Raw genomic sequence first — 16,747 nt, forward strand, 5'->3', positions numbered from 1 at the left:
GATTTTATAGACACCTGGTCTAAAATCATTGCATGACCAATCCGACGATAGCCAGGCGCCGGGGGCGACCGCCGAAGACCGACTACAGCGTCGGCGCCACCCAGGGCGACGCCAGAGCGGCGCTGATCGCCAGCGGCCTCGAGACCCTGACCGAACACGGCTTTCTGAGCGCGGGACTCGACGGCATGCTCAAGCGTGCCGGGGTGCCCAAGGGTTCCTTCTATCACTACTTTGCCAGCAAGGAAGCCTTCGGCCAGGCGGTGCTCGAGCGCTACGCCCGCTATTTTGCCGACAAGTTAGACCGCCATCTGCAAGACGATTCCCGGCCACCGCTCGAGCGCGTGCAGGCCTTTGTCGACGATGCCAAGGCCGGCATGGCACGCCACGACTATCGCCGTGGCTGTCTGGTGGGCAATCTCGGTCAGGAGGCGGCTGGCTTGCCACCGGACTACCGCGAGCAGCTGATCGCCACGCTCGCCGACTGGCAACGACGTCTCGCCGCTTGCCTGGAAGAAGCCCGCCACCACGGCGATATCGCCTCCGACAGAGACCCTGACCGGCTGGCCGAGGCCTTCTGGATCGGCTGGGAGGGCGCCATCATGCGCGCCAGGCTGGAACGCAGCCCGCGCCCGATCGATGTGTTCACCGACAGCTTCTTTTCGAGCCTGGACACCCAACGCCAGGGTCGTCCGTCGCCATGAACTGAACTGAGCCGACCTGACTTGACAATAGTCCGACACTGAACCAAGAGCCCGCTCCTGCGGGGTCGTATACGGCGCCCTGATACTGCTTGCGCCAATTTATAGACAAACCGTCTAAAAAGGAGACCGCCATGTTCGACGCCATCGTGATCCGCAAGGAAGGCGACACTCAGAAGGCCGCTATCGAGTCACTGGATGACCAGGCCCTGCCCGAGGGCGACGTGACCGTGAACGTCGAATACAGCACCCTGAACTACAAGGACGGGCTGGCCATCACCGGCAAGGGCCCGGTGGTCAAGTCCTTCCCCATGGTCCCGGGTATCGACCTTGCCGGCGTGGTGGAAGCCTCACAGCACCAGGACTTCCAGCCGGGTGACCGGGTGGTCCTGAACGGCTGGGGCGTCGGCGAGAAGCACTGGGGCGGGCTGGCCCAGAAGGCACGGCTGAACGGCGACTGGCTGATCCCGCTGCCCGAAGCCTTCAGCACCAGAAACGCCATGGCCATCGGCACCGCCGGCTACACCGCCATGCTCTCGGTGCTGGCGCTGGAGCGCCACGGGGTGACCCCGGACCAGGGCGAGGTGCTGGTCACCGGCGCCAGCGGTGGCGTCGGCAGCTTTGCCATCACCCTGCTGGCCAAGCTGGGCTACGAAGTCGTTGCCTCCACCGGCAAGGTCGAGGAGGCGGACTATCTGAAGGCACTGGGCGCCACCTCGATCATCGACCGCGGCGAGCTCGAACAGCCCGGAAAGCCCCTGGCCAGGGAACGCTGGGCGGGTGCCGTCGACAGCGTCGGCAGCCACACCCTGGTCAATGTGCTGGCCTCGACCCGCTACGGCGGCACGGTGACCTCCTGCGGCCTGGCCCAGGGCATGGACCTTCCCGCCACGGTGATGCCCTTCATCCTGCGCGGCGTGACCCTGGCCGGCATCGACAGCGTGATGCAGCCCAGAGAAGTTCGCCTGGAAGCCTGGCAGCGCCTGGCCGAGCTGATGCCTGAAGAGCGTCTCGACGACATCGCCAGCGAGATCCCGCTGAGCGAGGCCATCACCACCGCAGAGCGCCTGATGGAAGGCAAGGTCAGAGGTCGCGTGGTGGTCGCCACCCGCTAGGCCCGATGACACGTGCCCTGCTGGCCGCCGCCGGCAGGGCGCCTGATGTTGCTTTCCTCGGCGCTTTCTTGGGCCTTACCTGGCGCTTACCTGGCGCTGTCTTGGCGCTGTCATGGCTTCCTGCCGGCTCGCATACAGGCACCAGCACACCGCCACATATTCCATATGTGGAATTTTATTTCTACATAAGGAATTTTCTTGACGCCCTCAGGGTCGCTTCCTAGGCTGGTTTGAACTTGACGAGGAATCAGCCATGAGCACCGATGGGAATTTCATCAACAACGACTTTGTCAGCGCCCCCCATGCCAGCATGATCCCGGTCTACTGCCCCGCCACGGAAGCGGTGGTAGGCGAGGTCCAGGCCGCCACCAACGCCCAGGCGATGGAAGCTGTCGAGGTCGCGGCCAGGGCCCAGAAGCACTGGCGCAGGCTGACCAGTGCCGAGCGGGCGGTACATATGCAGCGCCTGGCCGACGCCCTGATGGAGCGTCGCGAGGCCATTGGGCGGGCGCTGGCCGAAGAGTCGGGCAAGAGCCTCGAGGACGCCACCAACGAGGCGGTATACGCGGCCGATATCACCCGCTACCACGCCGAATGGGCGCGACGGATCGAGGGCGATATCGTGCCCAGCGACACCCCTGACGAGAGCCTGCTGCTCACTCGGGAGCCGATCGGCGTGGTGGCCTGCCTGATTCCCTTCAACTACCCCGTCTTCACCCTGCTGCGCAAGATTGCCCCGGCGATGATCACCGGCAACAGCGTGATCGTGCGCCCGAGCAACAACACTCCGCGTTCGGCCTTCGAAATTGCCAGGGCCGTCCAGGCGGCCGAGATCCCGCCGGGGGTGGTCAACATCCTGAGCATGGACCACGCCACCGCCGAGGCCGTGTGTACTCACCCAAGGGTCGGCATGATCACCCTCACCGGCAGCGTCGGCGCCGGCCGCAAGGTGCTGGAGTACTCCCAGGTCAATATCGCCAAGTCGTCGCTGGAACTGGGTGGCAAGTCACCGGCCATCGTCGAGCCCGACGCCGACCTCGAGCAGGCCGCCCGTCAGATCGTGGCCTCCAAGACCACCAACTGCGGCCAGCTGTGTACCGCCATCGAGCGAGTCTACGTGCATCAGTCCATCGCCGAGCCCTTCATCGCCCTGCTCAAGGCCAACATGGAGGCCTGCACCTTCGGCAATCGTGCCGAGGACCCTAGCCACATGGGCCCCCTGATCAACGAGAACACCCGCCTCAATGTCCACCAGATGGTCGAGCGTGCCATCGACGACGGCGCCACCCTGGCCACCGGCGGCGCGATTCCCCCTGGCCCCGGACACTTCTACCCGCCGACCCTGCTGACCGACTGCCGCCAGGACATGGAGATCGTCCAGGAAGAGATCTTCGGCCCGGTACTGCCGGTGCTGACCTACGCCGATGTGGATGAAGCCCTGGCGCTGGCCAACGACCACCAGTTCGGCCTTGCCTCGGTGGTGTTCACCGAGAACTACCGCACCGCCATGAAGGTGGCCCACAACATCGAGGCAGGCGAGGTCTACATCAATCGCACCCCATCGGACCCCTACCAGGGCTACCACGCCGGCTGGAAGCGTTCGGGCCTCGGTGGCGACGACGGCAAGCACGGCATGCTGGACTACACCCAGACCCGGCTGGTGGTATTGAACTACTGACGCCATCCCGCGCCACCCCACACCCAAGCCCATCACCGCCGCGTCTACGCCGGGCGGTCGGCCGCTTGCTGCCCTTTTCAGAGGACTCGCCGTTCATGAAAGTCGTCAGTTGTGAAAGCCATGTGGTCGCCACACCTCCGCCCCACATCGGCGGCATGTACTGGATCTTCGTCAAACTGGGAACCGCCTGTGGCATCGAGGGCGTCGGCGAGGTCTATGCGGCGACCTTCCACCCGCAGGTGGTGGTCGCCGCCATCGAGGACGTGTTCGAGCGCTACCTGAAGGGACGGGATCCCCACCATCTGGAACGGCTGTATCGCGAGACCTACTCGAGCGGCTTCACCCAGCGCCCGGACCTGACCATGATGGGGGTGCTCAGCGGCCTCGAGATGGCCTGCTGGGACATCGTCGGCAAGGCGGCCGGCCAGCCGGTACATGCACTGATCGGCGGCAAGCTCCACGACCGGCTGCGCTCCTACACCTATCTCTACCCCCGGGCCCCCGGCGGCGACTATGACTACGACAATGTCGAGCTGGCGGTGGAGTGCGCCCTGGAGCAGAAGGCCCTCGGCTTTACCGCGCTCAAGTTCGATCCGGCGGGCCCCTACACCGCCTACTGCGGGCATATGCTGTCACTGGAGGCGCTGGAAAAGAGCGCAACCTTCTGCCAGCGCATCCGTGAGGCGGTCGGCAACGGCTGCGACCTGCTGTTCGGTACCCACGGCCAGATGACGCCGGCCTCGGCGATCCGCCTGGCCAAGCGCCTCGAACCCTTTGACCCGCTGTGGTTCGAGGAGCCGGTGCCACCCGGCCAGAGCGAGGCCATGGCCAGGGTCGCCGACCATACCTCCATCCCGGTGGCCACCGGTGAGCGGCTGACCACCAAGTACGAGTTCCATGACCTGCTGCGCCACCAGGCCGCCTCGATCCTGCAGATGAACCTTGGCCGGGTCGGCGGCATCCTCGAAGGCAAGAAGATCGCCGCCCTGGCCGAGGTCCACTACGCCCAGATAGCGCCCCACCTGTACAACGGCCCGGTGGGTGCGGCGGCCAGCATTCAGCTCGCCGCCACCACACCCAACTTCCTGATCCAGGAGAGTATCGGCACCTGGGACGGCTTCCACGCCGAGGTGCTCGAAGCCAAGATCGAGTGGAGTGACGGCTTTATCATTCCCTCCGATCGACCGGGGCTCGGGGTGGAACTGGACATGGCGGTGGTCAGGGCCCACTCGCCCTACACCGGCAAGCGCCTGCACCTGAGCATGGACGCCACGCCCTACGACGTCGTCCAGCAGTCCTGCACCCGCTGGAAGACCCGACCGGAGGCCTGAGGCGATGGACTACGACTTCATCATCGTCGGTGCAGGTTCCGCAGGCTGCGTGCTGGCCCACCGGCTGAGTGCCAGCGGACGCCACAAGGTACTGATCGTCGAGGCCGGCGGCCGTGACAGCTCCCCCTGGCTTCGGGTGCCGGTGGGCTTTGCCAAGACCTACTATCACCCCGGCTACAACTACATGTACTACAGCGCCGAGGAGCCGGCGTTGGCCAACCGGCGGATCTACACACCCCGGGGCAAGGTCCAGGGAGGATCGGGCTCGATCAACGCCATGATCTATGTGCGAGGCCAGCCATCGGACTTCGATGACTGGGAGCGCGCGGGTAACCCGGGGTGGGGCTACCAGGCGCTGTTGCCCTATTTCAGGAAACTCGAGCAGCACCCGGCGGGCGATACCGAATTCCACTCGAGCCAGGGACTGATCGGCATCACCCCGCTGAAGGAAATCGCCCATCCAATCTGCCAGTCCTACCTCAGGGCTGCCGATGAACTCGGCTACCCGCTCAATGACGACTTCAATGGCGCCTCCATCGAAGGTGCCGGCCTCTATGAGACAAACATCCGCCGAGGCCGTCGCGATTCCAGCAACACCGCCTACCTGAAGCCGGCGCTCGAGCGCTCCAATCTCACCCTCAAGCACGTCAGCCAGGTTCAACGGGTGCTGTTCGACGATCAGCGTCGCGCCAGCGGCATTGAATACCGAGAGCAGGGCCAGTTGAAGACCCTGCGCGCACGCCGCGAGGTGATCGTCTGCGCCGGTGCGGTGGACTCGCCAAAGCTGCTGATGCTCTCGGGACTCGGGGACAGCGAGAAGCTGCGACAACACGGGATCGCAGCGCTCCAGCAGCTGCCCGGCGTAGGCCGAAACCTGCAGGATCACCTGGCCGTCAGCTACTTCTATCGCGCCAACTGCCGGACCCTGAACGACGACTTCAACTCTCTGCCCGGCCTGACCAGGGCAACGATGAGGTACCTGATCAATCGCAGCGGCCCGCTGGCGATGAGCGTCAACCAGGCCGGAGGCTTCTTTCGCGGCCATGCCGACGAATCCGCGCCCAATATCCAGCTCTACTTCAACCCGCTGTCCTATCGCATCCCGGCACCGCCGGACACGACACTGACCGCGGATGCCTACTCCGGCTTCCTGCTGGCCTTCAATTCCTGCCGTCCCGACAGTCGTGGCACCATCGAGCTGGCCAGCGCCGATGCCAATGAGCCGGCGGTGATCCGGCCGAACTATCTGGGAAGCCGGCGAGATCAGGACGAGGCCATTCAGGGCAGCCGGCTCATTCGCGCGCTGGCCGAAACGGCGGCCCTGGGTGCCGTCATCGACGCCGAGGTCACTCCGGCGGATGCCGTCCACGATGACCAAAGCATGTTAGAGTACTTTCGCGCCAACGCAGGCTCCATCTATCATCTGTGCGGTACCTGCGCCATGGGGCCCGACCCTCGCGAGGCGGTGGTCGATGGCAGTCTCAGGGTGCATGGCGTGTCCGGGCTCAGGGTCATCGACGCCTCGATCTTTCCCAACATCACCTCGGGTAACCTCAATGCACCGGTGATGATGGTGGCGGAAAAGGGGGCCGACCTGATCCTTCAGGACCACCCGATCTGAACGACGCCCAGGAGCCACATCGCCCCTGAGTCTGACCGGACGAGTCATCTGCATTCGTCCTCGCATTCGCGTTTTGGAGACCGCGGCTGATCATGAATTCGGAAAGGACCTCGGAAAAGACCAAGGCTCCGGCGGTCGATCATAGCGTCATGATCCTGGACCTGCTGGCGGCCACCAGCTATCCCATGACGCTTTCGGAAATCTGTGACGCTACCGGTATTTCGCCGGCCACCGGTCACCGTGTCATCAACGCCCTGCTTCACCACCAGCTGGTGGCCCAGGATCCAAGCCGCAAGAAGTCCTACTGCATCGGCTCACGCATCTTCCAGATATCCTCCACCATCTATAATAAGCAGAGCCTGATACCCTACTTCTATCCGATCGCGGAAATCCTGAAAAACGAAATCCACAAGACCATCTTTCTGTGCGTGCCCATCGGCAACAAGGTAGTGGTGGTGACCAAGATCGACGGTGCCAGCGGTGCAAACTTCAACCTTTACGTGGGCAAGACCATGGCGCTGCACGAAGCCGCCAGTGGCAAGATCATCCTGGCAATGCGCGACGAGGACTCCTGGCAGGGCTATCTCGCCGACGAGCTTGGTCTTGCTCCCGAGAACAAGGGAGTGAAAGGCGTCATGGCGGAACTGGGGCGGGCCCATCGGCTCGGTTACGCCACCTCCAACGGCGCGCCTGAGCAGGGCGTCAGCTGCATCGCCGCACCGGTGCTCAACCTGCGCAACGAGCCCATCGCAGCGATCAGCGCCGCCATCAGCAGCGACACCCTGAGCCCCCAGGAGGCGCGCCGCTACTCCAAGAACCTGGTGCAGGCCGCGCGCCAGCTGTCGTCCCGCGTTGTCTGACGTCCCGCGTCATCAGACATCCACGGCACCGCTGCCGCTGGATCGCCTGCCGCCCTTGAGTGCGCTGAAGGGATTCGAGGCCGCGGCGCGACTATCAAGCCTGCGCGCCGCAGCCGAGGAGCTGCACCTCTCCCACCCCGCCATCGCCAACCAGATACAGCGTCTGGAGCAGAGCCTGGGGACGAAACTGTTCGCCCGCCGGGGTCGGCATATCGAGCTCACCGCATCCGGGCGACGTTTCTACCCTGTTGTGCGCGACGCCCTGGAAGCGCTGATCCTGGGCGCCGAAACACTGCGTCGCCAGCCCTGCCTTGAGCCTCTGCGCGTGCAGGTCTACGTAACCACCTCGATCCGCTGGCTGGCCCCACGACTGACACAATTTCACCAGCGCTATCCCGAGACCGAACTGAGGATAAAGACCTACAGCCTGGACTGGACCTTCGACAGCGCTCACGCCGATATCGCCATCCTCTTCCGTGATGGCCCACTACCCTCTCGACTTGACTGGACACCGCTGTTTCCCTCGACGCTGACCCCTGTGTGCAGCCCCTCGCTGGTGATGGGGCATTCGTTGCCGCTATCCCCCGAGGCGCTGCAGGCGTTCCCCCTCATCAGCGTCTACACCGAGAGCTGGAGCTGGCAGGGCTGGTTCGACACCCAGTCGCCTTCTGCCACACGGCCCGCGCCGCCACGCGCCCTTCAGGTCGACACCCTGGCCGCGGCGCTCGAGATGGCCGCCCGAGGTGAAGGCGTCGCCCTGGTCAATGGCCCCTTCGCCGAGGATGACCTGGCGACGGGTCGGCTGATCAACCCGGCGGGCAAGGTACAGCCCGCCAGCGGCGAATGGGGCATCGCCTACCCCTCCCATCTGGCCGACGATCCGCGAGTGGAGGCCTTCAGCACCTGGCTGCTGAGTCAGCGGGACTGAGTCGCCTTCACTCAACAAAAGTGACCAATCACCAAGAAAAGATGAATTGTCGTCTGCCCCCGCCGTGCCTAGCGTGAAGTCTACCTGCAGCACTTCATCCGCCCCCGCGCAAGGATGTCACTGCAAGGTGATCGGCTCACCGGCATGAGATGACCTCCCATGAACATCGGCTTTATCGGACTTGGCAACGTCGGCGGCAAGCTCGCCGGCAGCCTGCTGCGCAACGGCTATCACGTCACGATCCGCGACCTCGACCCCGAGATCACCCGACGCTTCATCGACCAGGGCGCAGCCGCCGCCAGCAGCCCCAGAGCAGTGGCCGAGGCCAGCGATATGATCATCACTTGCCTGCCGTCTCCTCGCGCCTGCAGCGCGGTAATGGAAGCCGAGGATGGGGTCATCGCCGGGCTCTCTGCCGGCAAGGTGTGGCTGGAGATGAGCACCACCGATGCACAGGAACTGGTACGCATCGCCGCCAGGGTCGCCGCCACCGGCGCCCTCGCCATGGAGACACCGGTCTCCGGCGGCTGCCACCGCGCCGCCACCGGCAACATTTCGATCTTCGCCGGCGGTGATCGCGACACCTTTGAACGGGTGCTACCGGTGCTGACCACCCTGGGGCGTCGGGTCCTGCACACCGGACCTCTGGGCACGGCCTCGATGCTCAAGGTACTGACCAACTACCTCGCCACCGCCAATCTGTGTTCGGTGGCCGAGGCCTTGACCGTGGCTCGCAAGGCCGGCCTGGACATGAACACCACCTTCGAGGCCATCCGTATCTCCTCGGGCAATTCCTTTGTCCACGAGACCGAATCCCAGGTCATTCTCAACGGTAGCCGCGATATCAGCTTCACCATGGATCTGGTGCTCAAGGACGTGGGCCTGTTCGACGCCCTGGCCAGAAGCCTCGAGGTGCCCCTCGAGATATCGCCGCTGCTGCTCGACATCTTTCAGGATGGCCAAGAGCGCTATGGCTCCCGTGAGTGGTCATCCAACATCATCCGGCGCCTCGAGGACGCCTGCGGCGTCGAGGTGCTCGGCGACGACTTTCCCGCCGAACTGACCGACACCGAGCCGGAAGAGGTCGGCCATGAAGTGGTCGTGCGCGGCAGGTCCGGATAAAGGGCTGCCAGGCTGACCGCGACGGCATACGCCGGTCTTGATCATCATCCGAGCCAACGAGGACCTCGCCATGCACTACAGAGAACACTTCTTTATCGATGGCCGCTGGCACACGCCCAGCGACAGCGAGCGCTTTGGCATCCTCGACCCTGCCACCGAGAATCTGTGCGCCTCGGTGCCAAGAGCGCACCGAGCGGACATCGACGCCGCCGTCGAGGCGGCGCGGCGCGCTCTGCCCGACTGGTCGGCGACCCCCGCCGGGCAACGGCGCGAGATACTTCTCGCCGTCGCCGACGAGATGCAAAGGCGCCACGCAGACCTGGTCGAGGCGCACATCATCACCCTGGGCTGCCCGGTCCAGATCACACCCGCCATGCACGTGGATGGCCCCATCGAAGGCATGCGCTACTACGCCGAGCGGGCCTTGCGTTCCGAAGAGATCGAACGCCGCAATGGCGTCGCCATCGTCCGCGAGCCGGTCGGCGTGTGCGCGCTGATCAACCCCTGGAACTACCCACTGCATCAGCTGATCGGCAAGCTGGCCCCGGCCCTGGCGGCAGGCTGTACCGTGGTCACCAAGCCAGCCGAACAGACACCGCTGCAAGACTTCATCATGGCCGAGATCTTTCAGAGCGTCGGCCTCCCCGCCGGGGTCTTCAACCAGGTGACGGGCTCCGGCAACGAGATCGGCCCTCTGCTGGCGAGCCACCCTGGGGTCGACATGGTGTCTTTCACCGGTTCCACCCGCGCCGGTATCGAGGTGGCCATCAACGCCGCCGCCGGGGTCAAGCGAGTGTGCCAGGAGCTGGGGGGTAAGTCGCCGCTGATCATCACCGCGGACGCGGACCTGCCCCGGGCGGTGCGCTTCGGGGTGGAAAACGTGATGGCCAACAGTGGTCAGACCTGCGACGCCTTCACCCGCATGCTGATACCACGTTCTCGTCTGGCCGACGCCGAACGCATCGCCCTGACGGTCGCCCGGGAGCAGGTGGTGGGCGACCCGGCGGACACCGCCACCACCATGGGGCCGCTGGTGTCCCGGCGCCAGCGCGACAGCGTACGCCAATACATTCAGCAGGGTATCGCCGAGGGAGCGCGCTTGATGCTGGGTGGTACCGAGGCCCCTGAGGGGCTGGAGCAGGGCTACTATGTTCGCCCCACCCTCTTCAGCGACGTCAGCAACCACATGGCGATCGCACGCTCAGAAATCTTCGGCCCGGTGCTGTGCCTGATTCCCTACGACGACCTGGAACAGGCCATCGAGATCGCCAACGACACGCCCTATGGGCTGTCTTCCGCCGTCTACGCCGCCAGCGCCGAAGCCGCCCTGCCCATCGCCCGCCGGCTCAAGGCCGGCCAGTGCTACCTGCAAGGGGCGGACTTTTCCTTCGATGCCCCCTTCGGCGGCTACGGCCAATCCGGCAACGGTCGCGAATGGGGCGAAGAGGGCCTGGAGCAATATCTGGAAACCAAGGCCATCCTGGGGGGCTGAGGGCTTGTCACTACGCCTCTCTCTAAAAAGATCTGAACAAGACTTTGCTCAAACTTCTGACATTTGGTCAGGTTTCCACCCAATCGACTCCGTAGCCGTACATGCCAGCCATTAGCCGCCAGGATGATTGCCATCTCCTTCCATTACTGGCTCTCGCCAGTCGGCGGCTGATATCCCATGAACCACCAGCACGACCACAGCTACAAACTGCTGTTCAGCGAACCTAGAGTCATTCGAGACCTCCTGACAGGCTTCATCAAGGAGGACTGGATAGCGCATCTCGACCTCGACTCACTGGAGAAGGTCAGCAGCAGCTTTGTCAGCGACGACCTGCGCGATCGGGAGTCCGACGTCATCTGGCGCGCACGCTTCGGCGATGACTGGATCTACGTCTATCTGTTGATCGAATTCCAGAGCACCATCGATCCCTTCATGGCGCTGCGCATCATGACCTACGTGGGCCTCCTGTATCAGGACCTGATCAAGCAGCAGAAGCTCTCGCCCCACGCCAGGTTGCCCCCGGTGCTGCCCGTCGTGCTCTACAATGGAGAGAAGCGTTGGAACGCCGCCGTCGACGTATCGGACCTCGTTCAGAGCGTGCCCAGGGAGCTGGAGCGATACCGCCCACGAATGCCCTATCTTCTGCTGGACGAAGGCGCCATCGTGGACTCGGAGCATTGGTCGCCGGAGGCACGCAACGTGGTAGCCGCCATATTCCGACTGGAACACCACCGTGGCACCAGGGAGGCGGTCGAACTGATCGGACTGCTGGCAAGATGGCTCGAAGCGCCGGACCAGACTCGTCTGCGCCGTCACTTCGCCATCTGGATCAAACGCGTGCTGCTGCCCAACTGGATACCCGAGAGCGAAGGAACCGAGTGGCAGAATCTTAACGAACTCAATGAGGTACACAACATGCTGGCCGAGCGTGCAAAACGATGGCCCGAGCAGTGGAAGCAACAGGGTCTTGAAGAAGGCCGCCAGGAAGGCCGCAAGCAAGGACGTCAGGAAGGACTGCAGGAGGGCGAACAAAAGGGCGAACAGAAGGGTGAACAGAAGGCTCGCCTGGAGGTCGCCCGCAACATGATCGAGCGGACTCAGCTGGACGACCAGACGGTGGCGGATCTGTCGGGGCTGGACATCGCGCAGGTCAGGACGCTGAGAGACGAACTCAAACGCTAGGTGTGAAAACCCGCCAGGTTGTTCACGGAACGGGCCAGCCGGCCAACGCGAGACTGATCATTCAGGAAGGCCTGGGGTCGGTGCCAGTTGTCCTGATGAAGCCAGGCGCGCAGCTGCTGGCCTCACTCCTCCGAGCTCCGTAAAACCAGGGATAGGCCCACTCGCGCTTGAAAATACGTGCCACCGTGCTTTAGGCGCTGTCCGAAAAGTCGACGAGCGAAGGTTAGACAAGGCAAAAATCGGTGAGAAAGCGCAGTTTACGGGGTGTAAATGAGCATTTTGACCGGGCTGGCGCACCAGCCGTTTTTTAACGCCGTATTACCGAGCGCAGGCACTTTTCAGACAAGCCCTAGCCAATCCCCAGCGCCTGGGCAATCTACCAATAGGTCTAGCGTTGCCGGCGGCGCTCGGCGATCTGTTCCACCGGCGTTGCGTCTGATGCCAAAGCACTTCGAGCAGAGCGTGCGCGGACGCAGTTTCCGAGTACACCACCTTCAATGCGGTTTTTCCAAGAACCGAGGTTCATCCGCGACCCGACACCTAGCGCCTGTTGCGGCCCTTCCATGTATCCAGCCATCGGCGTAGACGGTGCCAACGGTAATTTACAGCTTCACCAGCACTATCGAGGCCACCTTCGACTTCCTCCATCACCGGGTCGAGATGGCGCCGCCTGAAGCGCACCCAGGCTCGCCACAGGAAAGCGACAGCGCTTCCCATCAGCACCAGAAAACCATATGTAAACCAATTGAATGGCTTGTCATTGGGACCTTCGACCGACTCAATCGAGACAGCATTAGGAAAGATGGAAAAGAATTGGTTGCGCCAACCGTAATGCATGATAGAAACCCATTGAGGATCCGCCCGTGTCGAAATCCGGTCACTGGCCTCCGTATAAAGATTTGCGGTATCGAACTTGAAGTAAGGTGGCCAGCTCCAGCCGGTATCCTCATTGCGATAGACGATCGCTTTACCACTGGGGAAAACTGCTTGTATGAACTGAACATCACGATTTTCCAGCGTATTGGTCAAATCATCCGGATCAGACCAAAAGATGCGCGTCCAATCGTTGATATCCTGTCGCTTTTCGTAGGTATCGACGATACGAACGACGTCATACTGGGGAAGGCTATAATGCATGACCGCTCCGACCATCAGCCAGAAAACACCCCAGAAACTCCACTTCACGATTGCCATTGACTGCCCCCTAGAAAAAATTGATAACAAACACCAAAACAGTCATCAACGTGACGGGAAAGATATAAATCAAGGATATCAATATAGGCCGCCAGCGGCGACGATACCGACGCATCGATCTTCGCACAAAGACTCTCTCGTCACCCGCTGAAGAACGCCTTTTCCATTCATCTTCAAGCCCCTTGCGCCAACGAAAAAAAAGGTAAACATTGACAATGATATAGCAGATCGTCATAAGCACCATGACGACCAGGATCAGGCGAGCAAAAGCAATCACGCATTATTCCTTGTTACTGCCAAATAGCATGGCGCGAGCGGAGTCTTTATCGGAGATATACTCACGAACAATAGCATCGACGGAAAAATCTCTGACCTCACGTGGCCAGCTGCGGTAGCGGCGATAGAACTCATCCTTGTGACAGATATAGAGCTGTAGAACGTCATTCGGAACCAGTTCCGCCAGCAGCATATTGACCAGATCCTTCACCGGCGTATCAGCAGCACGAAGGGTGGCAAAGTAGGCGGGGTGACTTATGCCGACCTTTGGCCTTGTTCCACCGGCCTCTGCCCACCGGACAATGGACGCCAGCCCTTCATACTCCATGGGTAGTGAGACGCCATTGCGGGCCGCAAGACGACGTAGTCGAGACCCGGCATGTCCAGTTGAATCAACAGACTTTTTCGCCAACTCCAGACCAAGCATAAGGTCCAGCTTTCGGCGCAGGACAGCAACACCCTCATCGCCTGGAAACTTGACGACAGTCTCGACGAGCTCGTTGTCGCTCAAAAAACGGGCCACATCACGTCGATCATCGAGCAGCATTACAACCGCCGACGGCAGCTGGCGCCGGTACTTCTCTTCGCGCACAACAACACTCGGCTTCTCCATATCTTGAAAGATATACAGACCGCCAAACAAAGACGTCCAGAAATTCCTCTGCTCGAAGACAGCATGCTGGAGCTGGACCGGGTTCCGCGTGACATCACCAGTACAACGAGCAACATTGATCATTTCGTTGATCAGTTGTTCATTGAACCAGCCATCCTTCTCATCGTGGAAACGATCCACCAGCCTGGCAAGGTGGCCTGCCTTGGCAATGGTGCCATTCGTCGTGTCCGCAACCACCTTGATTTGACGAATATCGAAAAGGTCCCGGGGGCTCTCGACACTGAAAACAGAATTCTCCAATTCACCGGCTATGGCGTCGGTCGCCGTCAAGGCAAATAGTTGTCGTTCATTCTCTCTGATAAATCGGTTCAAGATTTGCCGACTGGTGGAAAAATGGGCGTTGAGCAAGGGGCATCGGCCTTGTTCGTTACTCAATAGAATGAATTGACGATTGACTCCACCATGATTCAAATACTGATGATCACCCAACTCTGAACCAACTTCCGGAGAATACCCGGAAACATCAACATGAAACTCGGAAAGCTGGGTGGTCGCACCAGTCAGGTGCTCGAGTGCTCTGTTGTAGCGATCCACCAACACAGGCGAGTCGACGTGGAAAAGATTGGAATACATCAGACCACTTTCGATCAGCCGCTGCATAGGATCACCCTCTGCCATCCTGGAAGCGACGCTGAGCTTCGTGACGACGTTCCATATCACGTACCAAGGCATCAATCGCTGCTTCATCGGAGCTTCCTGCATAGCGAAACTCGCTGTCGGCGTAGCGATTGATTTCCTGAAGGACCATATTTGAAGTGATCGGGACACGAAGCTCTGAAATCATCGCCTTCTTCGTTTCATAGTCCTTGGCCAGAAAGACATCCGGAACCTCCATCCACTCATCAGGTATATCGAAATCCATCGAGCGAACTTTAACCGCGTCGCTTATGTTTTTTATTGCGCGACCGGTAAATCTCTCATCAATCTGCTGAATCTCCTTCAGATATGTCCCCAAAGCAGCAACTGAATCGATATCGCCGAATTTATCGAAAACTCGTTCAAGAACCTCTTTCAGGCGTGGCTCAGCAGGCCTATTGTAGGAAGAAAAGGATTGAGCGATTGCTTGCTTTATGCTCTGAGAAGAATAGAGTTCGTGCTTTCCGAGTGGGATACCATGGTGGCTGCCCAGCAAAAGATGCAGAATATCGATATAGTCCTCTCTGGTTTTTGGACCATCAACCAGAAATCTGGCACCCGCCCGCTGGCGAAGAGCGTCGTCGACATTTTCCGGATAGTTCGAAAACATTCCGAAAGTACAATTCCCTCTTACCACGGTATTGGCGCCGGCAAATGCCTCCATCAACACGGCAGTCACCTCCTGCTGCCCGGCGGAGGACTGACGGTCACCGCGTTTTCCAGCAATCTGGTCGATATCATCAATAGTTCCAAATCCTATCACCGAAGGATCCATGACATGATGAATGAAGGCCTTGGCGTTCTGTCCCGACTTGCCTTGATAACTGTCAATATTGTCAACACCGAAGTTCTGGTAGCGAAAGGGGTAACCCGCCACTTGACAGTAGTCATGAATCAATCCCGCCATCATCTGGATCAGAGTGGTCTTGCCGGTGCCTGGTTTACCGTCCCCCATGAAGGTGAAGATAAAACCTCCCAGCTCGGCGAAGGGGTTCATGCGACGTTCAAAGTCGTACGCCATCACCATACGGGCAAGCCTCTGCGCCTGGTGCTTGGCGATATGATTTCCGATGACCTCTTCAGGTCGCTTGAACACCATGTTCAAATTACTGGATCCACCTCGACGCGCCGGCTCGAAACCTCTCAATGTGAGCCTATCTGCCTCTACTCTCCATACGCTGGCGGTGAAGGATCCCAGTCGCGGAGCGTTCTCTGCTCTTAGAACCACCTTCTCCAACAACTGTTCGGTCCAGGCAAGCAGGGCGGCAACAAGGTGAACGTCATCGCTGGCATGTAAAGCGACAATCTGATCCAGTTCCCACAAGACACCATGAAGAGCCAGTTGAGCGTTGTCAGTAACCAATTCTTGTAACTCGCCCACCTCAACCTGTGTCTCGCTGCCATGATCGAGCAATAGCCATGCCAAGGCGTTGGCAAGAACATGGGTGGAGATCAGCGCCTCGGCGGCAAGCAACTCCGTGAACTCGGTACGCCGCGATGAAGCCAGTGAGCCAGAGAGATTGGCCTGTTTAAGCTCCAGCAACCCATTGCGCTCGGCCCAGCATTCGCCAATCGCCAGAGCAATCGCGATGGATCGCCGGAGGCCATGCTGGACGGTCGCCTGGAGCGGAGACATCAATGGGTCTCCTCCATTGCTTGTCGCTATCCGTTCCCCCAAGTGCACTCCATCCGGGCGCCCCGTGGAGCGTGTGGCGAGCCCCGGCGTGGTCGATCGAAGCCTGCGAGTACGACCTATACCTGGAGATATTTCCTTCTCGTCAAGCGTAAGCTGCTGCCGCGGGCGGGCGATACGAGGACTGTGATCAAAGCCCTCCAGCATCCTTTCAGCCGCAGCGTAGTGCCTCTGGATATCATCTTCGTGCAGTTCCATCTGATCGCTGTCAAGACTCATGAATCCCTCGCTACCGGGCCTTCCTGCCA

The 16,747-nt window shown here is 61.1% G+C and carries 14 protein-coding genes; 10 read left to right on the top strand and 4 right to left on the bottom strand.

The window, feature by feature from the left end; all coding sequences use genetic code 11:
* Positions 1-32 precede the first annotated feature (32 nt).
* The 10 genes from EBB56_RS18365 to EBB56_RS18410 all read left to right on the top strand — a co-directional run bounded on the left by EBB56_RS18365 (position 33) and on the right by EBB56_RS18410 (position 12,027).
* Positions 33-701: a TetR/AcrR family transcriptional regulator gene (locus EBB56_RS18365; protein WP_108448406.1), complete on the top strand. Its 669-nt coding sequence runs from the start codon at positions 33-35 to the stop codon at positions 699-701.
* 131 nt (positions 702-832) lie between these two features.
* Complete coding sequence (locus EBB56_RS18370) at positions 833-1,813, top strand: MDR family oxidoreductase (RefSeq protein WP_045992609.1); 981 nt, start codon at positions 833-835, stop codon at positions 1,811-1,813.
* A gap of 253 nt (positions 1,814-2,066) precedes the next feature.
* A complete protein-coding gene (gene aldA / locus EBB56_RS18375) occupies positions 2,067-3,491 on the top strand; it encodes an aldehyde dehydrogenase (RefSeq protein ID WP_124805015.1) in 1,425 nt (474 codons plus the stop codon).
* A gap of 95 nt (positions 3,492-3,586) precedes the next feature.
* The gene (locus EBB56_RS18380; RefSeq protein WP_045992607.1) at positions 3,587-4,822 is read left to right on the top strand and encodes a mandelate racemase/muconate lactonizing enzyme family protein; all 1,236 of its coding nucleotides are present in this window, start codon (positions 3,587-3,589) and stop codon (positions 4,820-4,822) included.
* A gap of 4 nt (positions 4,823-4,826) precedes the next feature.
* The gene (locus EBB56_RS18385) at positions 4,827-6,443 is read left to right on the top strand and encodes a GMC family oxidoreductase (protein WP_124805016.1); all 1,617 of its coding nucleotides are present in this window, start codon (positions 4,827-4,829) and stop codon (positions 6,441-6,443) included.
* Positions 6,444-6,535: 92 nt separating this feature from the next.
* Positions 6,536-7,303 carry an IclR family transcriptional regulator gene (locus tag EBB56_RS18390; protein ID WP_108448402.1) on the top strand — a complete coding sequence of 256 codons (768 nt, stop codon included), beginning with the start codon at positions 6,536-6,538 and terminating at the stop codon, positions 7,301-7,303.
* A complete protein-coding gene (locus tag EBB56_RS18395) occupies positions 7,296-8,231 on the top strand; it encodes a LysR substrate-binding domain-containing protein (protein WP_124805017.1) in 936 nt (311 codons plus the stop codon). The genes EBB56_RS18390 and EBB56_RS18395 overlap by 8 nt, the downstream gene beginning before the upstream one ends.
* A 159-nt stretch (positions 8,232-8,390) precedes the next feature.
* Positions 8,391-9,353, top strand: coding sequence for an NAD(P)-dependent oxidoreductase (locus EBB56_RS18400; RefSeq protein ID WP_124805018.1), 963 nt, complete (start codon positions 8,391-8,393; stop codon positions 9,351-9,353).
* 70 nt (positions 9,354-9,423) lie between these two features.
* On the top strand, positions 9,424-10,845 hold the full coding sequence (locus tag EBB56_RS18405) for an aldehyde dehydrogenase family protein (RefSeq protein ID WP_124805019.1): 1,422 nt from the start codon (positions 9,424-9,426) through the stop codon (positions 10,843-10,845).
* 177 nt (positions 10,846-11,022) lie between these two features.
* The gene (locus EBB56_RS18410; protein ID WP_108448398.1) at positions 11,023-12,027 is read left to right on the top strand and encodes an Rpn family recombination-promoting nuclease/putative transposase; all 1,005 of its coding nucleotides are present in this window, start codon (positions 11,023-11,025) and stop codon (positions 12,025-12,027) included.
* Between the two features lie 540 nt (positions 12,028-12,567).
* Here the strand turns inward: EBB56_RS18410 and EBB56_RS18415 are convergent.
* Genes EBB56_RS18415 through EBB56_RS18430 form a run of 4 tightly spaced genes read right to left on the bottom strand, consistent with a single transcriptional unit; the run spans position 12,568 to position 16,718 of the window.
* A complete protein-coding gene (locus EBB56_RS18415; protein WP_045994036.1) occupies positions 12,568-13,221 on the bottom strand; it encodes a DUF1523 family protein in 654 nt (217 codons plus the stop codon).
* Positions 13,222-13,231: 10 nt separating this feature from the next.
* Positions 13,232-13,498, bottom strand: coding sequence for a hypothetical protein (locus tag EBB56_RS18420; protein WP_108448397.1), 267 nt, complete (start codon positions 13,496-13,498; stop codon positions 13,232-13,234).
* A gap of 3 nt (positions 13,499-13,501) precedes the next feature.
* Positions 13,502-14,857 carry a DUF6638 family protein gene (locus EBB56_RS18425; protein ID WP_124805020.1) on the bottom strand — a complete coding sequence of 452 codons (1,356 nt, stop codon included), beginning with the start codon at positions 14,855-14,857 and terminating at the stop codon, positions 13,502-13,504.
* A complete protein-coding gene (locus EBB56_RS18430; protein WP_124805021.1) occupies positions 14,775-16,718 on the bottom strand; it encodes an AAA family ATPase in 1,944 nt (647 codons plus the stop codon). Before EBB56_RS18430 ends, EBB56_RS18425 begins: the two co-directional genes overlap by 83 nt.
* Positions 16,719-16,747 lie beyond the last annotated feature (29 nt).

It is taken from the genome of Halomonas sp. YLB-10 (assembly GCF_003856855.1).
Lineage (GTDB): Bacteria > Pseudomonadota > Gammaproteobacteria > Pseudomonadales > Halomonadaceae > Halomonas > Halomonas litopenaei.

Excerpts from the sequence above, each read along its gene's own strand:
- EBB56_RS18430 (WP_124805021.1), bottom strand. The coding sequence starts at position 16,718 with ATGAGTCTTGACAGCGATCAGATGGAACTGCACGAAGATGATATCCAG.
- EBB56_RS18365 (WP_108448406.1), top strand. The coding sequence starts at position 33 with ATGACCAATCCGACGATAGCCAGGCGCCGGGGGCGACCGCCGAAGACC.
- EBB56_RS18385 (WP_124805016.1), top strand. The coding sequence starts at position 4,827 with ATGGACTACGACTTCATCATCGTCGGTGCAGGTTCCGCAGGCTGCGTG.
- EBB56_RS18400 (WP_124805018.1), top strand. The coding sequence starts at position 8,391 with ATGAACATCGGCTTTATCGGACTTGGCAACGTCGGCGGCAAGCTCGCC.
- EBB56_RS18380 (WP_045992607.1), top strand. The coding sequence starts at position 3,587 with ATGAAAGTCGTCAGTTGTGAAAGCCATGTGGTCGCCACACCTCCGCCC.
- EBB56_RS18415 (WP_045994036.1), bottom strand. The coding sequence starts at position 13,221 with ATGGCAATCGTGAAGTGGAGTTTCTGGGGTGTTTTCTGGCTGATGGTC.
- EBB56_RS18405 (WP_124805019.1), top strand. The coding sequence starts at position 9,424 with ATGCACTACAGAGAACACTTCTTTATCGATGGCCGCTGGCACACGCCC.
- EBB56_RS18410 (WP_108448398.1), top strand. The coding sequence starts at position 11,023 with ATGAACCACCAGCACGACCACAGCTACAAACTGCTGTTCAGCGAACCT.
- EBB56_RS18370 (WP_045992609.1), top strand. The coding sequence starts at position 833 with ATGTTCGACGCCATCGTGATCCGCAAGGAAGGCGACACTCAGAAGGCC.
- EBB56_RS18390 (WP_108448402.1), top strand. The coding sequence starts at position 6,536 with ATGAATTCGGAAAGGACCTCGGAAAAGACCAAGGCTCCGGCGGTCGAT.
- aldA (WP_124805015.1), top strand. The coding sequence starts at position 2,067 with ATGAGCACCGATGGGAATTTCATCAACAACGACTTTGTCAGCGCCCCC.
- EBB56_RS18425 (WP_124805020.1), bottom strand. The coding sequence starts at position 14,857 with ATGAAGCAGCGATTGATGCCTTGGTACGTGATATGGAACGTCGTCACG.